General features: G+C 58.6%; 23 protein-coding genes. 7 read left to right on the forward strand and 16 right to left on the reverse strand.

Features of this window, described 5'->3' with window-relative positions; genetic code table 11:
- Positions 1-75: 75 nt before the first annotated feature.
- A complete protein-coding gene (gene purB / locus KQI12_RS04005) occupies positions 76-1,512 on the forward strand; it encodes an adenylosuccinate lyase (RefSeq protein WP_216570761.1) in 1,437 nt (478 codons plus the stop codon).
- Between the two features lie 134 nt (positions 1,513-1,646).
- A complete protein-coding gene (gene pfkA, locus KQI12_RS04010) occupies positions 1,647-2,672 on the forward strand; it encodes a 6-phosphofructokinase (protein WP_216570763.1) in 1,026 nt (341 codons plus the stop codon).
- A gap of 57 nt (positions 2,673-2,729) precedes the next feature.
- Here the strand turns inward: pfkA and KQI12_RS04015 are convergent, their stop codons facing one another.
- Complete coding sequence (locus KQI12_RS04015) at positions 2,730-3,974, reverse strand: 6-phosphofructokinase (protein ID WP_216570765.1); 1,245 nt, start codon at positions 3,972-3,974, stop codon at positions 2,730-2,732.
- A gap of 185 nt (positions 3,975-4,159) precedes the next feature.
- Between KQI12_RS04015 and fba the strand changes: the two genes are divergently transcribed.
- From fba to KQI12_RS04030, 3 genes are all read left to right on the forward strand, one after another.
- The gene (fba, locus tag KQI12_RS04020) at positions 4,160-5,128 is read left to right on the forward strand and encodes a class II fructose-1,6-bisphosphate aldolase (RefSeq protein WP_216570767.1); all 969 of its coding nucleotides are present in this window, start codon (positions 4,160-4,162) and stop codon (positions 5,126-5,128) included.
- Between the two features lie 96 nt (positions 5,129-5,224).
- The gene (locus KQI12_RS04025) at positions 5,225-6,046 is read left to right on the forward strand and encodes an ADP-ribosylglycohydrolase family protein (protein WP_216570769.1); all 822 of its coding nucleotides are present in this window, start codon (positions 5,225-5,227) and stop codon (positions 6,044-6,046) included.
- A 55-nt stretch (positions 6,047-6,101) separates the two neighbouring features.
- A complete protein-coding gene (locus tag KQI12_RS04030) occupies positions 6,102-6,617 on the forward strand; it encodes an amidase domain-containing protein (protein WP_216570771.1) in 516 nt (171 codons plus the stop codon).
- A gap of 92 nt (positions 6,618-6,709) precedes the next feature.
- On the opposite strand, the gene KQI12_RS04035 is transcribed toward KQI12_RS04030, so the two are convergent.
- The 5 genes from KQI12_RS04035 to KQI12_RS04055 all read right to left on the reverse strand — a co-directional run bounded on the left by KQI12_RS04035 (position 6,710) and on the right by KQI12_RS04055 (position 11,328).
- Complete coding sequence (locus KQI12_RS04035; RefSeq protein WP_216570772.1) at positions 6,710-7,744, reverse strand: tyrosine recombinase XerC; 1,035 nt, start codon at positions 7,742-7,744, stop codon at positions 6,710-6,712.
- A 117-nt stretch (positions 7,745-7,861) separates the two neighbouring features.
- Positions 7,862-9,241 carry a DNA repair protein RadA gene (gene radA / locus KQI12_RS04040; RefSeq protein WP_216570774.1) on the reverse strand — a complete coding sequence of 460 codons (1,380 nt, stop codon included), beginning with the start codon at positions 9,239-9,241 and terminating at the stop codon, positions 7,862-7,864.
- Entirely contained in the window at positions 9,238-9,993 is a 756-nt protein-coding gene (locus KQI12_RS04045) for an N-acetylmuramoyl-L-alanine amidase (protein ID WP_253290794.1), read from the reverse strand. The genes radA and KQI12_RS04045 overlap by 4 nt, the downstream gene beginning before the upstream one ends.
- A 160-nt stretch (positions 9,994-10,153) precedes the next feature.
- Entirely contained in the window at positions 10,154-11,035 is an 882-nt protein-coding gene (locus KQI12_RS04050; protein WP_216570776.1) for a DNA/RNA non-specific endonuclease, read from the reverse strand.
- A complete protein-coding gene (locus KQI12_RS04055) occupies positions 11,032-11,328 on the reverse strand; it encodes a hypothetical protein (protein WP_253290795.1) in 297 nt (98 codons plus the stop codon). The genes KQI12_RS04050 and KQI12_RS04055 overlap by 4 nt, the downstream gene beginning before the upstream one ends.
- Positions 11,329-11,646: 318 nt before the next feature.
- On the opposite strand from KQI12_RS04055, the gene KQI12_RS04060 reads away from it, so the two are divergent.
- On the forward strand, positions 11,647-12,096 hold the full coding sequence (locus tag KQI12_RS04060; RefSeq protein WP_371817948.1) for a spore coat protein CotJB: 450 nt from the start codon (positions 11,647-11,649) through the stop codon (positions 12,094-12,096).
- Positions 12,097-12,102: 6 nt separating this feature from the next.
- On the forward strand, positions 12,103-12,699 hold the full coding sequence (locus tag KQI12_RS04065; protein ID WP_216570780.1) for a manganese catalase family protein: 597 nt from the start codon (positions 12,103-12,105) through the stop codon (positions 12,697-12,699).
- A 105-nt stretch (positions 12,700-12,804) separates the two neighbouring features.
- On the opposite strand, the gene ligA is transcribed toward KQI12_RS04065, so the two are convergent.
- The 10 genes from ligA to rsgA form a co-directional block, all read right to left on the reverse strand.
- The gene (ligA, locus tag KQI12_RS04070) at positions 12,805-14,787 is read right to left on the reverse strand and encodes an NAD-dependent DNA ligase LigA (RefSeq protein WP_216570782.1); all 1,983 of its coding nucleotides are present in this window, start codon (positions 14,785-14,787) and stop codon (positions 12,805-12,807) included.
- 44 nt (positions 14,788-14,831) lie between these two features.
- Entirely contained in the window at positions 14,832-16,085 is a 1,254-nt protein-coding gene (locus tag KQI12_RS04075; RefSeq protein ID WP_216570783.1) for a methionine gamma-lyase family protein, read from the reverse strand.
- Between the two features lie 62 nt (positions 16,086-16,147).
- Complete coding sequence (locus KQI12_RS04080) at positions 16,148-17,146, reverse strand: M20/M25/M40 family metallo-hydrolase (protein WP_216570784.1); 999 nt, start codon at positions 17,144-17,146, stop codon at positions 16,148-16,150.
- A gap of 27 nt (positions 17,147-17,173) precedes the next feature.
- Positions 17,174-18,199, reverse strand: coding sequence for a M42 family metallopeptidase (locus KQI12_RS04085; protein WP_216570785.1), 1,026 nt, complete (start codon positions 18,197-18,199; stop codon positions 17,174-17,176).
- Positions 18,196-19,227 carry a M42 family peptidase gene (locus tag KQI12_RS04090; protein WP_216571455.1) on the reverse strand — a complete coding sequence of 344 codons (1,032 nt, stop codon included), beginning with the start codon at positions 19,225-19,227 and terminating at the stop codon, positions 18,196-18,198. The genes KQI12_RS04085 and KQI12_RS04090 overlap by 4 nt, the downstream gene beginning before the upstream one ends.
- Positions 19,228-19,263: 36 nt before the next feature.
- Complete coding sequence (gene murD / locus KQI12_RS04095) at positions 19,264-20,652, reverse strand: UDP-N-acetylmuramoyl-L-alanine--D-glutamate ligase (RefSeq protein ID WP_216570786.1); 1,389 nt, start codon at positions 20,650-20,652, stop codon at positions 19,264-19,266.
- 147 nt (positions 20,653-20,799) lie between these two features.
- Positions 20,800-22,278 carry a stage IV sporulation protein A gene (spoIVA, locus tag KQI12_RS04100; RefSeq protein WP_253290796.1) on the reverse strand — a complete coding sequence of 493 codons (1,479 nt, stop codon included), beginning with the start codon at positions 22,276-22,278 and terminating at the stop codon, positions 20,800-20,802.
- A gap of 79 nt (positions 22,279-22,357) precedes the next feature.
- Positions 22,358-23,890, reverse strand: a complete 1,533-nt coding sequence (locus KQI12_RS04105; RefSeq protein WP_216570787.1) for an SPOCS domain-containing protein — start codon at positions 23,888-23,890, stop codon at positions 22,358-22,360.
- 462 nt (positions 23,891-24,352) lie between these two features.
- A complete protein-coding gene (locus KQI12_RS04110) occupies positions 24,353-25,009 on the reverse strand; it encodes a thiamine diphosphokinase (RefSeq protein ID WP_216570788.1) in 657 nt (218 codons plus the stop codon).
- The gene (rsgA, locus tag KQI12_RS04115) at positions 24,994-25,875 is read right to left on the reverse strand and encodes a ribosome small subunit-dependent GTPase A (RefSeq protein ID WP_216570790.1); all 882 of its coding nucleotides are present in this window, start codon (positions 25,873-25,875) and stop codon (positions 24,994-24,996) included. The genes KQI12_RS04110 and rsgA overlap by 16 nt, the downstream gene beginning before the upstream one ends.
- Position 25,876: the final 1 nt, after the last annotated feature.

Consider the following 25,876-nt stretch of genomic DNA (forward strand, 5'->3'; position numbering starts at 1 on the left):
TATGGATATCTTGTGTCAGACGTGGTTTTATGGTATGATATTTGCTGAAATATGGTTGAAAAAGGGGATCCACACATGAATAAGACCGTATATGAAAGCCCGCTGTCTTCCCGCTACGCCAGCGATGAGATGCAGTATATCTTCTCTCCCGACAAGAAGTTCACCACTTGGCGCCGTCTCTGGATCGCGCTGGCCCGGGCCGAGATGGAGCTCGGTCTCCCCGTGACCCAGGAGCAGATCGACGAGATGGAGGACCATGTAGAGGAGATCGACTACGACATGGCCGCTGAGAAAGAGCGCCAGCTCCGTCACGATGTGATGGCTCACATCCACACCTTCGGTGCGACCTGCCCCAAAGCGATGCCCATCATCCATCTGGGAGCCACCAGCTGTTACGTGGGAGACAACACCGACGTCATCCTCATGCGTGAGGGCCTGTGCCTGATCCGGGACAAGCTGGTGCAGGTACTGGGCCATCTGGCCAAGTTCGCTGATGCCTATAAGGCGCTTCCTACCTTGGGCTTCACCCACTTCCAGCCTGCCCAGCTGGTCACGGTAGGAAAGCGAGCTACCCTGTGGATGAACGAACTGCTCATGGACCTGTCCGAGGTGGAGCATCGGATCGCCAGCCTGAAGCTCCTGGGCTGTAAGGGCACCACTGGCACACAGGCCAGCTTCCTGGAGCTCTTCGAGGGCGACCATGAGAAGTGCAAGGAGCTGGACCAGAAGATCGCCCGGGAAATGGGCTTCGAAGGCGTGGTCCCGGTCTCCGGACAGACTTACTCTCGGAAGATGGATGCCTATGTGCTGGATACCCTGTCCGGCATTGCCCAGTCTGCCAGCAAGTTCGCCAACGATATGCGCCTCCTGTGCCACCTGAAGGAGGTCGAAGAGCCTTTCGAGAAGAACCAGATCGGTTCCTCCGCCATGCCTTATAAGCGCAATCCCATGCGCTGTGAGCGCATCTGCTCTCTGGCCCGATACGTCATCGCCGATGCCGCCAACCCTGCCATCACCGCCGCTACTCAGTGGTTCGAGCGTACGCTGGATGACTCCGCCAACAAGCGGATCTCCGTGCCTGAGGCATTCCTCGCAGTGGATGCCATCCTGAACATCTATACCAATGTGGCCTCCAATCTGGTGGTCCATGAGAAAGTCATCGAGAAGCACGTCCTGGAGGAGCTGCCCTTCATGGCCAGCGAGAACATCATGATGGATGCGGTGAAGCGGGGCGGCAACCGTCAGGAGCTCCATGAGCGCATCCGCGTCCACTCTCTGGAGGCCGGCCGGAACGTGAAGGACCTGGGGCTTCCCAATAACCTGATCGACCTGATCGCGGCGGATAGCGCCTTCGGCATGACCCGGGAGGAGCTCACGGCACATCTGGAGCCCAGCCGCTATATCGGCCGCTGCCCGGAGCAGGTCACCGACTTCCTGAACGAGGACGTCAAGCCCGTACTGGATCGTTATGCGGAAGCTCTGCACCACAAAGAGACCGCGCTGAAGGTCTAAACGAAACGAAAGGGGAGAGGCTGGACGCATAGCCTCTCCTTTTCGGCGGCCTGTATAAAGCGGAGCGTTGTATGGACATGGAAACTGCGATATAATGACTGGGAATTCGAAACGTGTGAGAAGGAGGGCCTTTTATGGAAGAAAAAAAGGTGCGGAGGATCGGAGTGTTCACCAGCGGCGGAGACGCCCCCGGCATGAATGCGGCGATCCGGGCCGTGACCCGAACGGCGCTCCATATGGGCATCGAGTGTATCGGGATCCGGCGCGGCTACCATGGACTGATCAACTGCGATGTGGTCCCTCTGGATCTGGGCAGTGTCAGCGGCCTGTCCCGTCAGGGCGGCACCATGCTCTATTCGGCCCGCAGTAAGGAGTTCATGACGCCGGAAGGGCGTGAGAAAGCCCTCAATACTTGTAAACTGCTGGGGATCGATGGCTTGGTCGGCATCGGTGGAGACGGTACCTTCCGCGGCCTTCTGGAACTGTCCAAGCTGGGGATCTCTGTTGTGGGCATCCCAGGCACCATCGATAACGACATCTCCTGTTCCTCTTATACCATCGGTTTCGATACCGCCTGCAATACGGCGCTGGACTCCATCGACAAGCTGAGAGACACCATGCAGTCTCACGAACGCTGTTCTGTGGTGGAGGTCATGGGCCGGCATGCCGGACATCTGGCGCTCTATGTGGGCGTGGCCTGCGGCGCTACTGCGGTGATCGTACCGGAGCGGCCCTTTGATGCCGAACAGGATATCCTGGAGCCTATCCGCCGGGCACGCCTGAACGGACGGACCCATTTCATGGTCATCGTGGCCGAGGGCGTAGAGGGTGGAGCCTATGCGGTCGCGGACCAGATCCGGGCCGCGACTGCACTGGATACCCGTGTCACGGTCTTGGGCCACGTCCAGAGGGGTGGAAGCCCCTCCTCTCGGGATCGCGTTACGGCCACCTATATGGGCTACGAAGCGGTGAAGCTCCTGGCGGAGGGGGAGAGTGGCCGGGTCATCTGCCTCCAGAACGACCAGTATGTAGATATGGATATCAATGAGGCCTTGTCCATGAAGAAAGAGCTGGATATGCAGACCTATACTGTCATGCGGATCATGACAGGTGTGGACCATGCGCCGGACACGGTCCGTCCGTCCAGAAGCGACGCTTGAAAAAACGAGCTGTCTGACCATCGATGGTCAGACAGCTCGTTCTGCGTTCTGTATGTATCACAGGGAGGCGGCGAGGACCTTCTTCAGCTTGGCGAAGCGGGGAAGAGAGTCCACCTTTGGACTAGTCGGTTCTCCCTGGATCAGGGGGAGCACATAGTCGATGAAGGGCTGCTCTACACCGTTCCCGTCGGCATTGATCCACTCGCGGGGAACTTTTTTCTCAAAGTTGGCCACGATATCCAGAGGCTCCAGGACCGTCTCACACCGATAGCCGTTCTCCCGGTCACAACGGAACGCGACCATCTTGTCGGTGACACCGGAGACAGCGGCCTCCACAGCGGCCCTACCGGCGGCATAGGCCTCATCGATATCCGTCTGAGAGGCCACATGAGCACCGCACCGCTGAAGCAGGGACAGCTCAATGCCCCGGACCTTCGCTCCGGTCGCCTTCTTGACCACTTGGGCTAGGATGGAGGCCAGTCCACCCAACTGGACATGGCCAAAGCTGTCGGTGGCAGAGGCGGCTTTGGCCTCGGAGACGAAGGAGCCGTCTGCATAGTGGATGCCCTCAGACACAGCGATCATACAGCCGCCCTTCCTGGCATAGATCTCCTTCACATCGGCCAGGAAACGGTCCATGTCGAAGTCCACCTCGGGAAGATAGACCAAATCAGGGCCATAGCCAGCCCAAGTGGCCAGAGCGGCAGAGCCAGCCAGCCAGCCGGCATGGCGGCCCATGATCTCGATGACGGTGACAGCACCTGTATCGTAGACGTGGGTATCCTTGAACACCTCCATGCAGGTGGTGGCGATGAACTTCGCGGCGGAGCCGAAGCCGGGGCAGTGATCGGTGCCATTCAGATCGTTATCGATCGTCTTGGGGACGCCGATGATGCGGCATTCATAGCCGGACTCCTGCATATACTTGGAGATCTTGTTGCAGGTATCCATAGAGTCGTTTCCACCATTGTAGAAGAAGTAGCGGACATCGTATTTTTGAAAGATTTCCAGGATACGCTTATAGTCGGCATCGTCCTTTTCTGGGTCAGCTAGTTTGTATCGGCAGGAGCCCAGCTCGGAGGAGGGAGTATATCTCAGAAGTTCCAGCTCCGCGGGATCCTCCAGACCCATATCATAGAGCCGGTCCTCCAGGACGCCTTTAATCCCGTTGGCCGCACCCAATACTCTGGTGATGTTTCCGCTGTCCAGCGCCGTTCGGATCACGCCAAGCGCACTGGCATTGATGACCGCCGTCGGACCGCCAGACTGTCCGATGATACAGGCACCCTTGAGTTCATTCATCACAATTTCCTCCCACTGACCGCTTTGACCCCGTGTTCTGTGTCTTTATGTCGCTGTTAGTCGATTTTCCACCTATATAAGGGAGCTCAAAACGAAATTTCACCGTAATTATATCACGGACCCCTTGTATTTGTCGATCTCAAATGCTAAAATCTAATCGTACTTTGAAAAAGGAGATGAGCCTTATGCCTCTCGTCACTACAACTGAAATGTTCAAGAAGGCCTATGACGGCGGTTATGCCATCGGCGCGTTCAATGTCAACAATATGGAGATCGTGCAGGGCATCACTGAGGCGGCCAAGGAAGTCCATGCTCCCCTCATCCTGCAGGTGTCCAAGGGTGCCCGTGCCTATGCCAACCACACCTACCTGATCAAGCTGGTGGAGGCCGCTGTGATCGAGTGCCCCGATATCCCCATCGCGCTCCATCTGGACCATGGCCCCGACTTCGAGACCTGTAAGGCCTGCGTGGACGGCGGTTTCACTTCTGTCATGATCGATGCCAGCTCCAAGCCTTTTGCGGAGAACATCGAGATCACCAAAAAGGTCGTGGAGTATGCCCATGACCATGGCGTTGTCGTGGAGGCTGAGCTGGGCACCCTGGCCGGTGTGGAGGATGAGGTCAAGGTGGCTGCCGAGGATTCCTCCTACACCCATCCTGAAGAGGTGGAGGAGTTCGTCACTAAGACGGGCTGCGACTCTCTGGCTATCGCCATCGGCACCAGCCATGGTGCTTACAAATTCACGCCTGCGCAGTGTACCCGCAACGAGAAGGGCGTCCTCGTTCCACCGCCCCTGCGTTTCGATGTGCTGGAAGAGGTCTCCAAGCGCCTGCCCGGATTCCCCATCGTACTCCATGGCTCTTCTTCTGTGCCTCAGGAGTTCGTAAAGATGATCAACGAGAACGGCGGCAAGATGCCCGACGCTATCGGCATCCCCGAGGACCAGCTCCGCAAGGCCTCCGCTATGTCCGTATGCAAGATCAACATCGACTCCGATCTGCGCCTGGCCATGACCGGAACGATTCGTCAGTTCATGAACGAGCATCCTGACAAGTTCGATCCCCGCGAGTATCTGAAGCCCGCCCGTGCCAACATCAAGGAGCTCGTCAAGCATAAGCTGGTGGACGTCCTCGGCTGTGCTGGCAAGGCGTGATGCTTGGTCTTTCCGTCGAATGATATCGATCGAATGAAAAAACAGCCGTCCGGACCTTCGGACGGCTGTTTTTATATAATATAAGGGGACGAGCATATGAAGGATCAAAAAAATGGCGGTACGGTCATCGGCGGTATCATCGGCGATATCGTCGGCTCTGTATATGAGTTTGACAACTACCGCGCCAAAGACTTCGATTTGTTTGGAGACTATAAAGGGAAGCACTGTTTTGCAACAGATGACAGTATCATGACGCTGTCCGTCTGCAAGGCTCTGCTGGAGGCCGGGCCCGGTTACGACGAGCTGAGAGGCACAGCGGTCCGCTGTATGCGGGAGGTGGGCCGTCCATATCCACACTGCGGCTATGGAGGCCGCTTCTATGACTGGATGTACTCGGATGTACCACAGCCGCCGTATCATAGCTTTGGCAATGGCGCCGCCATGCGGGTCAGTCCGGTCGCCTATGCGGCGGACAGCCTGGAGCAGGCAGAGGCTCTGGCGGAGATCGTCACCGGTGTCACCCACGACCACCCGGAAGGGCTCAAGGGCGGCCGGGTCACGGCCGGTCTCGTATGGCTGGCCATGCACGGCAGAGATAAGATGGACCTGTGCGCTTATGCCGAACGGAATTATGACCTCGGCTTCACCATCGAGGAGATCCGGCCGTCCTATCGATTCAACGAGACTTGCCAGGAGACTGTCCCACAGGCCATCGTGGCATTTCTGGAGTCCAGCGATTTCGAGGATGCCATCCGGATGGCCATTTCTGTGGGCGGTGACAGCGACACGTTGGCCTGTATCACGGGCTCTATCGCCGGAGCGTATTACGGTGTCCCAGAGGAGTTCCGGAAGAAGGCGTGTTCGTTCCTAGATGACCGTCTGCTGCATATCTATCAGGAGTTCAGCCAGGCATATTAAAAAATTGGCCCGCCAGGACATGGCGGCATAAGATGATGGGAGGGGAGGGAGCGCTATGCCGCCGATCCAGGTGCCTTACGACCGCCTGGCCGCTGTTGCCTATGCCCATCGCTGGGCTTACCGTCGGGCCACAGACTACTATGACTATGAGCGACTGGGAGGGGACTGTACTAACTTTGCCTCTCAATGTATCTATGCCGGAAGTGGAGTGATGGACTTCACGCCGACCTTTGGCTGGTATTACCGAGATGCCAATGATAAGGCCCCGGCCTGGACAGGAGTGGAATATTTCTATCGCTATTTGATCCGGACAGGGGGCAGTACCGGCCCGTTCGCCGCCGAAATATCGCTGGAAGAAATACAGCCGGGCGACCTCATACAACTCGATATGGGGCTTGGGCGGTTCAGCCATACGCCTGTGGTCGTAGCAGTGGGGAAGAGGCCGACATCCCGGAACACTCTAGTCGCGGCCCATTCTGCGGATACCGACTACCGGCCGCTCGTCACATATCCGGCCCAGCGGATCCGGTGTCTCCACATTTTGGGCGTCCGGAAGCAGCTCGACCATTGACGTTGTTTTGTTGAGTTCAGTAGAGGATATGTTTATAGAGCTGATAGAAGGGCAGACCGCCCATAGGAATACGGTCTGCCCTTCTATCGTACTCACTTTTTCGCATTTTTTGAACTATCTGGACCTTTTTTTCGGTGGACAGCCCCCAACGGGTTGGCTTTTGCGGCCAAGCGCAAATCATCGCTCTCCACATGGGTGTAAATCTGCGTCGTGTTCAGATTGTCGTGCCCAAGGACCTCTTGGAGCGTACGGACATCGACACCGTTCTGGAGCATGAGCGTTGCCGCCGTATGACGGAGCTTGTGGCTGGAATAGAGCGAACTGTCCAGCCCGGCCTTTTTGAGCCGCTGTTTCACCATATAGTGGACGGCATCCTTGGTCATGCGGCCGTGCCGGCGGGTGATGAACAGAGCGTTCGGGTCAGTAGAAGCACTGCTCTCACGTTCTTCCAGCCAATCGTCCAGCGCCTGCCGACAGGCGTCATTCAAGTAAAGGACCCGTTCTTTATTGCCTTTGCCTAGGACTCGAAGCTGATCTTGGCGTATATCGGTCAGATCCAGCGCCACCAGTTCAGAGATACGCATCCCACAGTTCAGGAACAAAGTCAGGATACAGTAGTCACGGGCACGGTTGGGCTCATCGACACTTTCCAGGAGCTGGATGGATTGCTCCAATGTCAGATAGCGCGGCAGAGCTTTTTTCAGCCTGGGCGAATCCAGATCCTGCATCGGATTTTCTGTGATGAGCTTGGCTTTGTTGGTGAGATATTTGTAGAAGGAGCGGATCGTAGCGACTTTGCGGGCACGGGTGGGCGCACTGAGACTGCGGTCACGGTCCAGATAGTCCATGAACGCATAGACATCTGTGAGCGTCACAGAACGGGCCAGATCCAGATCCACATCGTCGATAGCGATGGCTTCAAAGTCTGTGTCGCGCGGGACCAGTCCTTTTTGGAGCTTCATGAACCGGAAAAAGGTCCGCATGTCCAGATAGTATTCGTCTACAGTCTTGAGCGAATGACCTTGTATGGTACGGTGATAGGTCAAAAAATCTCGTATCAGCGCAGGAGCTTCTGTACGGTAGTCCAAATCAGGCGGCGGCGGCCTGAGCGGCCCAAAACAGGCCATCCAGGCGGAGGACCGGGTCTCAGCCTCCACTCAACTCAACAAAATTTTTATTTTGTTGAGTTGATGATACACCCCCATACACCTCCCTCAAAGTGGATTTTTGTGTCTTAGAGCGGCTTACAGGATCGTGGCCAACGCTTCCCGGATGTTCTTGACACGGATCAGTTGAAGTCCATCCGGTGCATTCAGCTTTCCGCTATTGCGGGCCGGGATGATACATTTCGTGAAGCCCATCCGCCGGACCTCGCTGAGCCGCTGACCCAGAACGTTGACTGACCGGAGCTCACCGGTCAATCCAACTTCGCCGATCGCCGCCAAATCGTTTGGCAGCGGTTTGTCCCGAAAGCTGGATGCCAGCGCCATGATCATCGCCAGATCAGCTCCCGGCTCATCCAAACTCAGTCCTCCGATGACATTGATATAGGCATCACAGGTACTGACCATCAGACCGCCTCGTTTCTCCAGGACCGCAAGCAGCAACATGGCCCGATTGAAGTCGAATCCATTGGAGGTCCGTCTGGGCACGTTGAAGCTGGTAGGCGTCAACAGGGCCTGGACCTCTGCCAGTACTGGCCGGACTCCCTCCATGACACAAGTCACGCAAGTTCCGGGAGCGTCTTGAGGTCGTCCTTCCAACAGCATCTCAGACGGATTCGGGACTTCTGCCAAGCCATCGTCTGCCATCTCGAACACGCCGATCTCATTGGTCGCGCCAAAACGGTTCTTTGCGGCCCGCAGGATCCGGTACGAGAGCTGTTGTTCCCCTTCGAAATATAGGACACAGTCTACCATGTGCTCTAGGACCTTCGGACCAGCGATCGAGCCCTCTTTGTTCACATGGCCGATGACGAAAACAGTGATGCCCTGCCCTTTTGCCAACTGCATCAGGGCCATGGTACAGTCCTTCACCTGCCCGATACTGCCCGGTACGGCCGTCAGATCGCCATTATACAGCGTTTGGATGGAGTCCACAATCAGTACGTCCGGCTTGAGGGTATCGACAGCTTCTACCACGTCCTCCAGGTTCGTCTCAGAGAGGAGATAGAGCCCATCGCCTTTGATGTGCAGGCGCTCTGCCCGGAGCTTGATCTGACGCTCTGATTCCTCGCCGGAGACATACAGCACATGGGATGTTCGGCACAGGTGATCACAGATATGGAGCATCAGGGTGGATTTGCCGATGCCGGGCGCACCGCCCACCAGGACCAGAGAGCCCTTCACCGCTCCCCCGCCCAAAACTCGGTCCAGCTCTGCCATCCCGGTCTGGAATCGAAGTTCCTGGGTGGTCTCGACTTCATCCATCCGGTGCGGCATATGGCCTCCGCTGATGATGCGGCTCTTTGGACCGGCAGCGATCGATACGCCGGAAGCCTTCTTTTTTGATTCAGCAGGCCGCTCTACGATCGTGTTCCAGGCACGGCAGACCGGACATTGACCGGCCCATTTGGGGAGTTCGTTCCCGCACTCCGTGCAGTAAAATAGTGTTTTTGCTTTCATTGGATGGGATATCCTCCTTGGTTCAGCCGTCCATCAGCCGTTTCTTGAAGCCATGCGGCGGTCAGGACCATGGCAAGCTCCGTTTGATAGCGCTCCGTCCGGAGGAGTGCCTCCTCCTGTGGATCGCTGAGGAAACCACACTCCACTAAGACGGCCGGACAGGTGACCTGATCCATCAAATAGACCGAGTCCGGGATCGGCTTTGCCTCTCGACGGTTCTCCGGATCCAGGGTGCTCCTCAGGAGCGCTTGGGTCTGTTCGGCCAGGACTTGGCTCCCCTCTACTTTCCCGTAGAACACCTGTGCGCCATGACAGCGCTTTTGGCTGTTCGGATAGGAATTTTGGTGGACGCTGAGGAGGACAGCATTTTCCTGAGCCTCGACCATAGCGACCCGCATATGAAGGTCAGATATCTTCTTCTCACGCAGGGTCCTGGCTTCCGGAGCATGGATCGACCGATCCTCTCTCCGCAGAAGCAGAGGCGGATCGCCGCAGAATGCCAGGAGCTGTTCCATCCGCAAGACGATGGAGAGATTGATGCCGCTCTCCGGTATGCCGGTCAGCGAGACCGCTCCCCCGTCCTCCCCGCCATGCCCGGCATCTAAGACGAGGGTGGTGTCTCCGCCCCTCGCCGGCAGGAGCACAGCAGCGGCGGACGAGGCCATCTCCATCCGGTGCCGGATACCAGACCAGATGCCTAATATGATCACCGCCGAAGCGACGATGACACGGCCGTTTCCTAAATATTTCATGTACGCCCCTCCCCGTCTTTGAAGCTATGCATCAGGGACCGGGGCTATGCGGATATCGACTTTCTTATTGTAACACATCTGACTCATCGGGACAAGAGCGGCGGATACCTGGCTAGCCAGATATCCGCCGCGTGAAAATGACCGTGATGGATGGTCGAGATCAAGGCTTACAGGTGCCGCAGGGCGTGTAGCCTTGTGCGATCAAGTCCTCCCGCCTTCCAGTATAGTCCTGCCGATTGGATGTGCTCATGTTCTTCGCACCGGAGCAGTCCGGGAGGTGGAACTTCTTGGAACTCGTGTTCAGTACATAGCGCTGAGACGGACTGACGCTGTTGGCAGTGTCGGACGAACCACCATCGCCGGACAGACGGCTCTCTCCGGTGGTGTAGTCGATCTCGATACCGGGCTGGACGTTGTAGACGTAGACATCATAACAGACCTCGTCATCCTCTACCGACTGGGCCTCCATCCGGACGCCGCGGGCCACAAGCTCGTCACCCTGGAATACCGGCGTGACCCGGTAGAGCACATGGTGCTCCGTCTCCTTGACATAGTCGGCCACCATATTTTCGAAGGGGAGCATCCCATCTACATTCATATAACGGGTGCCGGTGATCAGGTTTTGCTTGTTCGCATTCTCGCCGGTGAGCTGGAACCCGATGAGATGACAGCGGTTGTAGAGGTTCTTCCCATCTACGTTGTCGTACTTCACCGACTGCCAGCCTGTGGGTCTCACCTGGCTGATATTCCCGCGGGGCTCTGTGGGCATCAGGTCCACGCCCACATTGACGTAGGCCACACCACACCGGCCCAAGTCATCCAGCGGGCTGTAAGACTCAAAGGAATTGGTGGTGAAGTCGGACTGGGGGAACTCCGGGACATTATCATCCACGACGACGTAGGGTCCTCCTGAATAGGCGGGGATATCCGTCAGTGCGGTAACAGTCGCAGTACCACCGGTACCGGGGACATCCTGACATCCACTCAACAGAACGCCGCAGCTCAGGAGCAGGGAGAGCAGGACAGAAGGTGCTTGTATCATCTCACATATACCTCTTTCGTGATCTTTTCATGGGAATGGCCGGGGAACTCTGACATCTGGACCAGATGCCAGCCGGACTCCCCCGGCAAAAACTTCAATCCTACTTCAGATGGATAGACCCGATTCCAGTGATAGAGGGTCAAGGACTCGAGACATTCGTCCTGAAGATCAGGACACTGTTCCTCCAAGAAGCACCACTCCCCTGTACCGGCCCGCTCCTGCGGCGCGGGGTCGGTCAGGATGACGGCTCCGGTGTCCATCTGCTGGAACAGCGTCTGAGAATAGGGCGTCATCCAGATCCGGCCATCCCCTGCGGTATCCAGAATATCCTGACATACCGCTCGGTCCCGGCTCTGTCGGCGTCCATGGAACAGCATTCCGCCTTTATCATCGACACATACCAAAATGTGCATGGCCTGCCGCCTCCCTTTTGGTCGATATCCTTAGTATACCATGGGATAGCAGGGACAGGCAAGCGTTGGCTTGGTACCCCCTTTATACATCCGGAATAGGATGGGACGTGGCGGACGTGTGGTCCGTCCAACTCCATCTGATTTGGGAGTGATCATTTGTACCCTGATGCGAAAAAAGGCGGGGGTGACGGTACTGTCGTGAATGCCTGCACGATGCCCGCCATGTGCGGAGAGGGCAATGGCAGTCTGCCGTCCTGTGCACCGCTCTCCATCCCATATGTGCCGTTCCAAGAGACGGGTTCCAAACGCTATGACCAGCGGGAGGCGCTCCAGAACGGGACGCTCTTTCCGGGGCTGGATCTCCCTTTCCATCTGAAGGCGGAACCGGGCAAGATCGCCAATGGCCCCATGGCGGAACTCCAGGCACTGGAATTCGTGCTGGTGGAACTTGGAGAATATCTGGATACCCACCAGGATGATACGGAGGCATTCCAGCTCTATCAGAAATATGCGGCGCTCGAAGAAGAAGGCCGGGAGCGCTATGAGGCCATGTACGGACCGCTTCAGCAGGTATCGGCCGCGAACGGAACGAACTGGGCTCAGTGGCTCAGCGACCCATGGCCTTGGAACTACAAGGGGAAGGAGTGAGCGTCGGTGTTCGTCTATGAGAAGAAGCTCCAGTATCCGGTCAAGATCAAAAATACGAATCCCCAACTGGCCTCTTTTGTGATCAGCCAATATGGGGGACCGGACGGCGAACTGGGCGCATCCCTTCGTTATCTGAGCCAGCGATACGCCATGCCATATCCGGAACTCAAGGGCCTGCTGACGGATATCGGCGTCGAGGAGTTGGGACATCTGGAGATGATCGGTACCATCGTGTATCAGCTCACCAGAGACCTCTCCGAGAGCGACCCCCGGATGGGGAATTTCGCTCCCTATTTCACTGACCATGGGGCCGGCGTCTATCCCGCCGCGGCCTCGGGCGCACCATGGACCGCCGCCTATATCGGCGTCAAAGGCGATATCATCTGTGACCTGACGGAGGATATGGCGGCGGAACAGAAAGCCCGTGTCACCTATGATAATATCCTGCGTCAGTCGGATGACCCAGACGTGAACGATGTGCTCCGGTTCCTGCGGGAGCGTGAGATCGTCCACTTCCAGCGCTTCGGTGAGGCGGTCCGTCTGGCCAAGGAACGTATGGACCAGAAGAACATCTATTTTACGAACCCGGTGTTGGATCGGTAAAGGAACGGGCCGCCGGGAATGCTCCCGGCGGCCCGTATTCGCTTGTGTCTCAGCATAACATCCCTTGCGGGGCACGACGGCAAAACAGCGCAAACGATAGATTTGTCACGCCTCGTCCAGCAGTTGGATCAGTTCTGCTTCACTGAGTACCGGGATACCCAGTTCATTGGCCTTTTTCAGCTTGGAGCCAGCAGACTCACCGGCCACCACATAGCTGGTCTTTTTGGAAACGGAACCAGACACCTTCCCGCCCTGAGCTTCGATCTTCGTACTGGCTTCGTCACGGGTGAAGTGTTCCAGAGTCCCGGTCAATACGAAGGTCTTCCCTGCCAACTTGTCTCCGGCCGGAGCTTCCCTGCTCACCATATTGACGCCGGCTTCTCGGAGCGTCTCGACGAGATGGAGGCTCTGGGGGCTTTGGAACCACTCCACGATACTCTTGGCTGTGATGCCGCCGATGTCTGGCACCTCGGTCAGCGTCTCCTCCGTGGCTTCCATCAGTGCATCCATCGTTTGAAAACGGACAGCGAGCACCTTGGCCGCCTTCTGTCCTACTTGGCGGATACCGAATGCGAACAGCAGACGGGACAAGTCGTTCTCTTTGGAACGCTCCAGCGCCATGATCAGGTTCTCCGCGCTCTTCTTCCCCATACGGTCCAGCTTCGAGACTTCTCCGGTCCCGAGATGATAGAGGTCACCGGGACCGTGGACCAGATCTGCCTTGACCAGTGCTTCCACCACAGCCGGACCGAGTCCTTCGATGTCCATGGCGTCCCGGCTGGCAAAGTGGACCAGATGCCGTAGGAGCTGTGCCGGACATTCCGCACCGGTACAGCGGATGTGAGCACCATCCTCGTCCCGTACTACCGGTGCGCCGCAGACCGGACAATGGTCCGGCAGATGATAGGGCACGGTCCCGTCTGGCCGTTCATCTTTGAGGACCGACACGATCTCGGGGATGATCTCGCCGGCCTTCTGGACCATGACTGTGTCGCCGATCCGGATATCTTTCTCGGTGATAAAGTCCTGGTTGTGGAGTGTGGCGTTGGTGACGGTCGTCCCGGCCAGACGCACCGGCTCGATGACCGCTTTGGGGGTGAGCACACCGGTGCGGCCCACCTGGACCACGATATCCACTACTTTGGACGGCTTCTGCTCTGGCGGATATTTGTAAGCAACGGCCCATCGGGGGAATTTTGCGGTGCTGCCCAGCACGGTACGGCCGGAGAGACTGTTGAGCTTCACCACTGCACCATCGATGTCGAAGGGATAGTCCTCCCGCCGTTCGCCGATACAGCCGATCTCCTGGCTGATCTCCTGTATGGTATGGCAGACCATATGTGGTATGACTTTGAAATGCTGGCTCTGAAGATACTCCAGTGTCTCCGTATGGGTGGTGAATTCCTTTCCCTCCGCATACTGGATGTTGAAGACTTGGATATCCAACCGGCGGGCCGCCGCGATCTTCGGGTCGTGCTGACGGAGAGATCCTGCCGCCGCGTTTCGGGGGTTTGCGAAAAGAGCCTTTCCTCGGAGTTCCAGATCTGTATTCAGCTCCTCAAACACCTTTTTGGGCATATAGATCTCGCCACGGACGATGAGACTGGAGAGCTTCTCTGGCAAGGCCATAGGGATGGAGCGTACCGTCCTCAGGTTCTCTGTCACGTCCTCCCCCACCTGACCATCTCCTCGGGTAGCGCCCCGGACGAACACGCCGTCCCGGTATTCCAAAGCCACAGAGAGTCCGTCTACCTTAGGCTCTACGTCATATTCCGCGCCGCCACTGAGAGCTTCCTCTACCCGTTGGACGAACTCTGTCGTCTCTTCCGGAGCAAAGACATCCTGGAGGCTCTCCAGAGGGACTCGGTGGACCACCTCCGCAAAGCCATCCGCGACTTTGCCGCCCACCCGCTGGGTCGGTGAACTGGGATCGGCCATCTCAGGATGCGCCGCCTCCAGTTCCTCCAACCGGCGCAGCTTATGGTCGAAGTCATAGTCGGACATGACTGGGCAGTCCAGCACATAGTATTCATAGTTGGCCTGCTCCAGTTCCTTGCGCAGGGCCTCTATCTCCTGCTGTTCTTCCATACAGGGGACCTCCCGTTCCTACATCAAAACTTGAAGGCGCAGACTCACGCCTTCACCTTGAGCAGCTCTTCCACGGCCAGCATCACGCCCAGTTTGCCAGACTCATAGGTCAGGCCACCCTGGAGATAGGCCGTATAGGGCTCCCGCATGGGTGCATCACAGGACAACTCGATCGAAGCGCCTTGGATGAAGGCCCCGGCGGCCATGATGACTTGACAGTCATAGCCGGGCATATCCCAAGGTTCCGGGGTCACATAGGAGTCCACCGGAGCACCGAACTGGATCCCCTTGCAGAACTGCTTCAAGGGTCCCGGCGTACCGAAGTGGATCATCTGGATGATGTCATGGCGCACCATATCGGAAGTAGGCTCCGTCCGGTAGCCCAAGAGCTCCATGATCTTGGCGGCGAACACAGCGGTCTTGACCGCCTGCGCCACCGTATGGGGCGCCAGGAACAGGCCCTGATAGAGGGCACGGTTCTGCCCCAGGGTAGAGCCGCACTCCCGGCCGATGCCGGGGACCGTGAGCCGCATGGAGGCCGCTTCGATCAGATCCTTCCGTCCGGCGATATAGCCGCCGGTAGGGGCCAGACCGCCGCCGGGGTTCTTGATGAGGGACCCGACCACCAGATCCGCGCCCACCTGCGTAGGTTCCTGAGTCTCCACGAACTCACCGTAACAGTTGTCTACCAAGATCGCTGCATCCGGATTGTTGGCCCGGACGATATCACACAACGTGCCGATCTCATCCACGGACAGTGAAGAGCGGGTGGAATAGCCCTTGGAGCGCTGGATCAGGACCGCCTTCACTCGGGGATCCTTCACAGCCTCTGCCAACCCCTTGGGGTCGGGGGCATCATCCACAAGGTCCACCTGACGATACTCCACGCCGTAGTCCTTTAGGGATCCAGGTCCCTTGTCTACCACGCCGATCACGCCCAGCAGAGTGTCATAGGGCGCACCCACAGCAGAGACTAGGACATCCCCCGGTTTCAGTGCGCCGAACAGAGCACAGGAGATCGCATGGGTACCGTTGACGAAGCCGATGCGTACCAGTGCATCTTCAGTCCCAAAGATATCCGCATAGATCTTCTCCAGCTCATCCCGTCCAAGATCGTCATATCCGTAGCCGGTAGTGCCGGCGAAATAGGCCTCTGCTACCCGGTGGTCCTGGAATGCCGTCAGTACCTTCTGTGTGTTTGTCTCCGCGATCGCATCGATGCGGGCAAACTGCTCCCGCAGGGAATCCTGCGCCTGGGCCGCCAAATCGCGGACCCGCTCACTGATATTGAATGCCATATGATATCATCACCTATCTATTTTCTGATCTCTTTCTCGTCCATCTCGTCGAGGCCGGGTGGTCAATTCTCCAACGGCATGCCGGCGAAAGCCGCGGCCAAGGCGGCACAGGCCTCCACATCTCTCACATCCACCATCTCCTGTGGTGTGTGGATATATCGGCAGGGTACCGAGATGCCGCCGGTATACACGCCGGTCCGGCTCTGATGGATCGCGCCGGCATCGCTCCCCCCTGCTTGGATGATGTCCCGCTGGACCGGTATGCCATGCTCCCGGCCCGATCGAGTCAGCATCTGGACCATCATGGGATGACACAGGACGGAGCGATCCATGACCTTTACGGCCGCACCTTTTCCCAATACACTGCTCCCAGCGTGTCTTGTCCCTGGAACGTCATCGACAGCGGTCACATCTACAGCTACTGCATACGTTGACTCAACTGCGAAAGCAGCCGTCCGTGCGCCGCGGAGTCCGACCTCTTCCTGCGTCGTAAAGACGAAATACAAGTCATTGCTGCTTTTTTGGAGCCGCTCCATGGCCATCAGCAGGACCACACAGCCGATCCGGTCATCCAGATACGGAGAGACCAGCCGGTCTCCGGTCTGGAAGGAGCTCGTCCCATAGACCATCGTATCTCCGGGGCAGATCTTGCTCAGAGCATCGGCCCGGTCCACTGCGCCGATGTCCACATAGAGATCCTCCAGCTTCAGAGCCTTAGGGTCCGCGGAAGCATCGGCGGCGATCACGCCGCGGGTCCCGTTCCGAAACCGTACCGGTGTGGCAGGCAGACAGGCAGGATGGAGGCCACCCACCTTGCCAAAACGCAGAAGACCAGACTCTTCCACGTAAGTCACCATACCACCAACGGAGTCCATATGGGCGGCAAACATGATCCGAGGGCCATCCCCCTTCCGGCGGACGATCAGATTTCCCATGATGTCGGTGCTGATCTCATCCGCAAAGGGAGCCGCAAGCGCCTGGATCCGCTCCGCGACCGAGCCCTCTTCGCCGGAGGGACTATGGCAGGTATTCAGTGCCTGGAGCGTCGTCAAGATATCCATTTTAATGTTCCTCTTCCTTCTCTGCTGTCATACCCGGTCAGTGACCGTGCCGATGAACGCCCTAGTCAGAGCCAGCATCTGTTCGATATCCTGAAGTGAGGCCACAGCGGCTGGGGTATCCAAATATCGGACCGGGATACCCAGAGTCACGGTCCGGATCCCGTTCCGGGTCCGCTGGATGGTCCCGGCATCGCTGTCATCAGCGTCCGGACGCTGGAACTGCCAAGGGATATGATCTTCTTCCGCCAGACTGCGCAGGAGTTCGAAGAGCGCCCGGTCAGCGATCATGCCCCGGTCCATGAGAGACAGGACGGGGCCCTGTCCGACCTGGCACCCCTGTTGATGTGGTCTTACGCCGGGCAGATCTGCCGCGGAGGCACCGTCCAGGACCAGTGCGATCTCCGGCTTCGTGGAGAAAGCTGCGCCAAACGCGCCCCGGTGCCCCACCTTCTTCTGTGTGGAGAAAATGAGATCACAGTCCAGCGGCAGTTCCTCTTCCATCAGCTTTAGGAGGACCGCACAACCCACCCGACTGTCCAGAGCTTTGGCCTTTATCAAGCCGTTCCCGAATGGCTCCGCCTTAGTATCGAATACACAGATATCCCCGAGAGACACCTGTTCCTCTGCTTTTTCACGGCTGTCAGCGCCGATGTCGATATAGAGGCTGTCCGTCTTAGGGACGATCTGCTCTTCTTCTTCGCTCACCAGATGGTAAGCCTTGAGACCGATCACACCGGGGATGCCTTTCGGTCCCACACGGACCGGCTTGCCGATCAGCACCCTGCGGTCGATCGGTCCGATGCAGGAGAATCTCAGATGACCCTCCGCCTCAATGGTGCGGATGATGAGACCGACCTCATCCATATGGGCACAGAGCGCCAGCCTCGGTCCGCCTGAGCGCCGTCCGTGTTTAGAGACGATCACGCTCCCCATGGCATCCACACGGACCTCGTCCGCCGCGGCCTTCGCACGTTGAAGGAGAACGGCACGCACGGCATCTTCCGCGCTGGCTGCGCCCGGAAGACCACACAACATCTCTACCAGTGCTCTCATAGACGGTCATCCTCCCTCCCCAGCCGCTCTGCGATAGCCGCCAGGAGTTGGGCCACCTGCTCCATGTCCTGCCGGTCCAACACCTCGATGGGGCTGTGCATATACTTCAGCGGTAGGCTCAGCACCAGCGTGGGGACGCCCTCCCGACAGATCTGGAGATACCATCCGTTGGTCCCGCTGTGGCCGGCCATGACCTCCAACTGGATGGGGACCGCAACTTCGTTTGCCGTCCGGATGGCCAGATCCGTCATCCACCGGGTCATGTTCGGTCCGACACCGACCACCGGGCCGCCGCCCAGTGCGAAGCTCATGTCCTTTGGACCGTCCGGCGTCCGACCGTGGGTCACATCTACTGCCACGCAATAGTCCGGCTCTACGGCGAAGGCGGCGCACTGAGCGCCGGAGCCGCTGATCTCTTCCCGGGCGGAGCCCAGGATGTAGAGGTCTACATCCAGATCTTTCCCCTGAAGGAGCTCCACTGTCCTGAGAAGCGTCACGAAGCAGGAACGGTCGTCCATAGATTTCCCGCAGATCTCACGGCTGCCCAGCGGAAAACTTCCGGCACGGAACACCATGGGAGTCCCGATCGGGACGGCCTGCTCTGCCGTTGGCTGGTCCATACCGATGTCCACATAGAGCTCAGAGAGCGGAAGAGCCCGGTCCTTATCCTTCTGATGGCACACATGGGGCGGCATAGTAGCTACCACGCCCAAGATCGGAGGATCTGTGAGAACGGTCAACTCCCGGCCTGGGAGCATCCGGGGGTCTACCCCGCCGATGCTCTGAAAACGGAGAAAGCCACCCTCGATCCCTGTGACGATGAGACCGATCTCATCCAGATGGGCATCCAGCAGGAGCTTTTTCGCTCTGGGCTTTCCACATCGGCGTATGCCGATGACATTGCCGATCCGGTCAGTCCATACCTCATCCATCAGCGGCTCCAGAAGGGCCTTGGCCGCCTCCGCCACCGGGGCCTCAAAGCCGGAGGGGCCATTCTTCGTACACAGCCGCTCCAGCGCGTGTTGCATATCCAATCTCTTTGACCTTCTTCCCCGTCGATATGGTCATTCCAGCCCGTTGACGATCGTTTTGAACGCATTACCGCGCTCCATGAAGTTCTTGAACTTGTCGAAGGAGGCACAGGCTGGAGAGAGGATCACCACATCTCCCGGCTTGGTGTCGCGGTCCGCCTCCAGGACGGCATCCTTGAAGTCCTCCACCGCGATGATGTCCAGAGCGCCAACGGCGTATCCAGGAGCGGCCTCCACCGCGGCCCGGATCTTTCCGGCGGTCGGGCCGGTGAGGACCAGCTTCTTCACATGGGCCACGATCTCCGGCCCGAGCGCATCGAAGGGGATATGCTTGTCATAGCCGCCGGCGATCAGGATGACCTTCTCCGGGAAGCACCGCAGACCGGCCATCGTCCTAGAGGGGCTGGAGGCGATGGAGTCGTTGTAGTAGCGCACGCCTCGGAGCGTGCGCACCAGCTCGATCCGGTGTTCTACGCCCTTGAAGGAGGATGCGTACTCCCGGATGATGCCATCGGAGACCAGACCGTCCAGTGCGCCGATGGCCGCCATATAGTTCTCCACATTGTGGACGCCGGGCAGGAGGATGTCCGCCAGGGGCAGGACCTTCCGTTTCCCGTCCGCATCTGCGACCCAGATCGCATCGTCCTTCACATAGACGCCCTGCTCCAGTTCCTTCTGCCGGCTGAACAGGACCACTTTCCCAGGAGCCTTAGCCGCAAAGCTCCTTGTGATATCGTTGTCTTCGTTGAGGACGACGACCCCATCCTCATCCTGATAGAGATAGATATTTTCCTTCGCCGTCACATACTCCTCCATAGAAGTATGAACATCCAGATGGTTTGGAGCCAGATTGGTCACAACGGCGATGTCCGGGCTCCGGTCCATAGTCATGAGCTGGAAGGAGGAGAGCTCCAGGACCGCGATATCGCCTGGCTCCATCCCGTCTACGTCAGGCAGGAGGGGCTTGCCGATGTTGCCGCCCACATAGACCGTATAGCCTGCCGCTTTCAGCAGGCCAGCGATGATAGTGGTGGTAGTAGTCTTTCCGTCGCTTCCTGTGACCGCGATCATCTGGCAGGGACAGACCTGGAAGAACACTTCCATCTCCGAGGTCACTACAGCACCGCGCTCTTTTGCGGCCAAAAGTTGAGGCACGTCAGGCCGCAGACCGGGCGTGCGGAAGATCACATCCTGATCCAGGCCGTCCAGATAGTCCGGTCCCAGCTTCAGGTGGACACCCAAGCTCTCCAGCGCATCCGCCTGTCCGCCGAAGCTCGTCCGCTCCCGCTTGTCACAGGCCGTGACGTCGATGCCGGACCGCACCAGCATCTTGATGAGGGGGGTGTTGGACACACCGATCCCGATGACAGCCACCCGCCTGCCTCTCAAATCATCCAGATATTCCTGTATCATGGAACTCATCGTTCGTTCCCCTTTCCGGATCCGATCCGCAAATATCACAAATTTATTATACCGCGAGTCGGCGCCGATTTCAATGTTCAGCGAAGATACATCCGGAAGTCGGCTTCGGGCACGAAGAGAGCGGAGGCACTGAGTCCTCCGCTCCCCTTACAGGATGATACAGATGAGCCCGCCGGAACCCTCGTTGATGATACGCTGGAGGGTCTCTTGGAGCTTGGATCTGGCATCGTCCGGCATTCGTTTGAGCTTTGCGTTCAAGTCCTCACTGACCAGCTCATGGAAGGACTTCCCAAAGATATTGGACTGCCAGATCGCTTTGGTGTCGCCCTCGAACTCCTGGAAGAGGTAGTCGATCATCTCCTCACTCTGCTTCTCGTTGCCTACGATGGGAGAGACCTCGGTCTCGATGTCTGCCCGGATCATATGGATCGATGGCGCGGAGGCCTTTAGGCGGACGCCATACCGTCCCCCCTGCTTCACGATCTCCGGTTCTTCCAGCACCAGTTCATCTGTGCTTGGGATCACGATGCCGTATCCGGTGGCCTTCACATCTTCCAGAGCGGTGGCCACCTTGTCATATTCCGTTTTGACATGGGACAGGTCTGTGAGCAGGCCGAGCAGGTCTCCGTCATCGTGGATCGTGAAGCCGGACTGCTCCGAGATGATTCCATAGAACAGGCTCCGGGGCAGATCCAACTCGGCGGCGGCCACACCGGTACCCAGGCTGATATTGGCGATCCTGGCACTGCTGACGCTCTCACAGGCGGCGATAGCGCTGACCGTATGTTCTACGTCCCGGATCCGGCGCATCCCTGCCGCGCCTTCACGGATGGCGGCATACAGACCACTTTTGATGGGATGGCCATAGTCCAGCGCATCTACCCAGGGCGGCAGGAACAGGTCCAGCTCCTTCACTGGGAACTCATAGAGCACTCCCTTGATGATGTCTGCCACGTCCCGCTCGTCCAGCTCCAGACAATTGGCGGCCACACAGGTCACATCATAGCGCTCCACTAGGTCGGCCCGGATCGCCTGAGCCCGCTCGCCGGAGGGCTCCGCCGAGTTGAGGACCACCAGGAACGGCTTCCCCAGTTCCTTCAGTTCAGAGATGACCCGCTCTTCCGCCTCCAGATAGTCCTCCCGCGGGATATCGGTGATGCTCCCATCGGTGGTGATGACGATACCAATGGTGGAGTGCTCTGCGATCACCTTCCGCGTACCGATCTCCGCCGCGTCGGTCATGGGGATCTCATAGTCGAACCAGGGCGTGGTCACCATCCTGGGACCGTCTCCATCGGTCTGACCGGCCGCTCCCGGGACCATATAGCCCACACAGTCGATGAGACGTACGGAGAAGGCTGCCCCGTTCTCCAATGTGACCTCTACCGCCTCCTCCGGGACGAATTTCGGTTCCGCCGTCATGACCGTCCTTCCGGATCCACTCTGAGGGAGCTCGTCTCTGGCGCGTTCCCGCCGATAGACGTTTTCGATATTTGGGATCACCATGGTCTCCATGAACCGCTTGATGAATGTCGATTTTCCCGTCCGGACGGGTCCCACTACGCCGATGTAGATGTCCCCTTCCGTGCGGCGGGCGATGTCCTCGTAGATCCCGCGTCCTTCCAATCCTATCCCCTCCTTTGACCGGGGGCAGAGCGGTCCCATACCCCGGTCGGCCGCTTCCACTCGTTCCATCTTCACCTTGTCAGGCCCGTTTCCGCGGGATCAGCAGGAGCTGGCCGTCTGGTAAGCAGTCTTCCTCCAGCTCATTGGCCTGTCGGATGTCTGCCATCGTAGTCCCACAAGCCTTGGCGATGTCCCAAAGGCGCTCCCCTTTCCCTACCATCCGCAGGACGATGGAAGGCTGGCATTCCTGTGCCCGGGGCGCATCCATGTCCAGCCGTGCGGCAGAGATGCCGATGGCCGTGACGCTCTGGAGTGCCAGATAGCGGAACTCTACGGCGAAGCGCACTTCTACACCGCCGGTGGTAGGCGCAGCAAACAGCGGTTCAGGGCATCGGCAGGCACAGATGCACCGACATCCATCCGGCAGATCCAGAGTGCAGGGCACCCGGAACACCTTTGAGACCGTTTCCAAACTGCCGGAGCTCATCCGGCACAGAGCGGTGGCCCGGATCTCTGCCTCCAGGACCAAATGACCCTCTTCCCGGCGCTGCTCCAGCCGTCCGACGGAAAGGTAGGCATCCACCACCTCTTCCGCCAGCTCTCCGCTTTCGATGACCTCCCGAAGGGCCGGGGCCTTGGAACTCCGCTCGATCAGGTGGTCCAGTGTCTGCGCCCGGGTCTCAGTCTCCAAGGCATAGGAGACGCTATACATATCTGTGAGCATAGGAAAGCTCTGTTCTGTAAAGAGCACCGCCTGAGCCAGAAGCTCCAGTCCCACATGGATGGTGCGTCCATCTCCACCATCTTCCAGAGAGACGGTACAGCGGACTGCCGTCACTTCGACTGAAGAGTCAGACTCTTCCCCAGAGTTGGATACCTCCATGATCTGAGAGAACGGCAGTTCGAAGAGTCCGTCGCAGAGCATGCCGTCCCGGCTCTGATAGAGGAGCTGGAGCGCCACGTTCCCTTTGAAGATCAGTTTGTTCCCGATCGTCTTGGCCTCACCGCAAGCCAGTCCGAGCCGGTACTTCAGGAGCGTCTCTGCCTCCGGCTTGCTTCCGGGCAGCGTCACGTCATCAGCCACTGAGAAGGGCTTCTCCTGCACACAGGCGATATGATAAGAACGGCAGGTCTCACAGAGTTGCTGGACGCCCCCATCTCCGCCGTCCGCCGCACCGGAGCAGAGCTCATCCTCTATTGGGATATAGACTTGGAGTTCCACCGCGATGCCGGCCCGGATCAGGACCTTCCGTGGGTTCAGGATACGGGTCTCCATGCCCTCTACCCGCGGGACAGACAATATCCGGCACCGGCTGTCGATCCGGCTTCCGTCGGCACTTCCGCTGAATGGGATCGTCACCGTCAGCCGCCGGATGCCTTCTTCCCCGTCTGGCTGATAGAGTACCGCCGCCTCCACCTGACCGGAAAAGCCAGCACGTCCCTCTGAGGCCTCCCGGCCGCTCAGAAAGGCACAGCCCTCCGTATCCACGATCCGCAAGATGTCCGGACAGGCGTCCGGTACGATCGTCTCCAGCGTCTCTTCCTGGAACACTGTGGTTTCCAGGACCATCTCATAGCCGTTGAGCTGGATCCGTTCCAATTCCAGTTCCATGAGCAGTATCCCACTTCCTTTCGAGAGAGCATGGCCGCCCTCCTGTCTGGGACACTATATGTACGTGGTCTCCCGTCTATGTGTGAAAGTAAAAAACGGACAGCCGGGCCGCCACGCCCGGCTGTCCGTTCACCCCAGTCCCTGGCGGGACTAACGCAGGCCGAACAGGGTCCGCAGGATCCCACGGAGGGCCTTTGGGGAACGCACGACTACGATCCTCATCCGGATATGCTCCTTTCCAGTGCTTCCAGCCAAGCACGCCCTCGACATCCAAGGACGACACCGGCGCCCAGCGTCACGATACTCACGGGATGCAGCAGGACGGCCGTCAAAGCCCCTGCGGCGATGTACCACTTCAACCTTTTGATATCCGGCCGAAACGGCAAGATGACCGCCCCCTTCGTCACTGGTCTCATCCCAGTATACGCAGGAAGCGGTCATCCGTTCCGTATGTAGTCTGCTTTACCGCAGATCGTCCCGCTGGCTCCGGATCAGCAGGAGCCGCCCCCGGCCCACCCGGACCGTCAGATCTGGTCCAGTCGGCTCATTGCTGACCGTGAGAGAATCGCCTCGGTAGAGCGTGGCCTCAGTCAGAGGATATTTGGCCCCCGCCAGAGAGACGTCCTCCACCGTCCGGTCCAGAGGCGCCAACGAAAAATAATGGTATCGGGGGGATATGGCATCCAGACGGACGGTCTCGCTATCCAGCAAACGGACTTCGTTGTCGCGATCCACCAAGAGCCCCCGTGCCCCCCGGTCTGCCAGCCACTCCAAAAGGTGCAGATTGAACACGGTGTGGTCCAGCCGTGGGCCGCCCAGGGCGCCGCAGAGCAGCAGGTCTCGGTATCCGTCCCGGCAGGCACGGGACATAGCAGACTGCAGATCGGTCATGTCCTTCTCTGTGGGGAGGCTGACACTGTCTACCCCGGCCACCGGCGCACCGCCGGAATCCCAGTCGCCGATCACAAAGTCAGGCCGGAAGCCCGCGGAAGCGGCCACGTTCACGCCGCCGTCTGCACAATAGACCGGACAGCCTGCTGTGTCATAAGCCTCCAGGAAGCGCCAGTCCGTACATGGTACCGACCCGAAGACCAGCGCACGCTTCATTTTCGTTCCCATTCCGGTACCTCCTTGGCCTGCTCATAGAGCCGCACATAGCTCTCATATCGGCTGGACGCGATCCGGCCTTCTCTCATAGCCTTTCGAACGGCACAGCCCTTTTCCTTCACATGGGCACATCCCTGGAAGCGGCACTGGTCCAGATAGGGCCGGAACTCCCGGAAGGTGGCCGGGAGCTCCTCGGGCCGTCGGATCTCCTCCCACTCGGTATCGAAAGAGGAGAACCCAGGGGTGTCTGCCACGACCGCTCCATTGGAGAGCCGGAAGAGCTCCACATGTCGGGTCGTATGCCGGCCGCGCCCCAGCTTCTCACTGACTTCCCCGGTCTGGAGTCCGAATGCGGGCTCCAGAGCATTCAGGATGCTGGATTTGCCTACGCCGGAGTTCCCGGTGAATGCGCAGGTCTTTCCGGCGATGGTCTGCCGGAGAAGGTCGATGCCCTCTCCGGTCTCGGCGCTGACCCGGATAGTGGTGAAGCCAGCCCCCTGATAGGTCCGGTAGAGTTCTTCCGCCGCATCCAGATCGCACTTGTTGATACAGATGATCGGTTCACAGTCCCGGCTCTCCGCGATGGAGACCACCCGGTCGATCAGGAAAGGATCTGTCACCGGGATGGCCCCAGAGGCGATGACCACCAGCAGTTCGATGTTAGATACGGCAGGGCGGTAGAACTCGTTCCGCCGCGGCAGGATATCATCCAGCGCACCGGTCCCGTCGCCTAGGTCCGTGAAGGCTACCCGGTCTCCTACCAGCGGAGTCTGTTTGTTGTGCCGGAACTTGCCCCGGGCACGGCAGGTGACCAGCGCCGCCCCGGTGTCTACATAATAGAAGCCGCTCAGGGCTTTCAAGATCGTTCCCTCTGCCATA

It is taken from the genome of Pseudoflavonifractor sp. MSJ-37, assembly GCF_018917965.1.
GTDB lineage: Bacteria > Bacillota > Clostridia > Oscillospirales > Oscillospiraceae > Pseudoflavonifractor_A.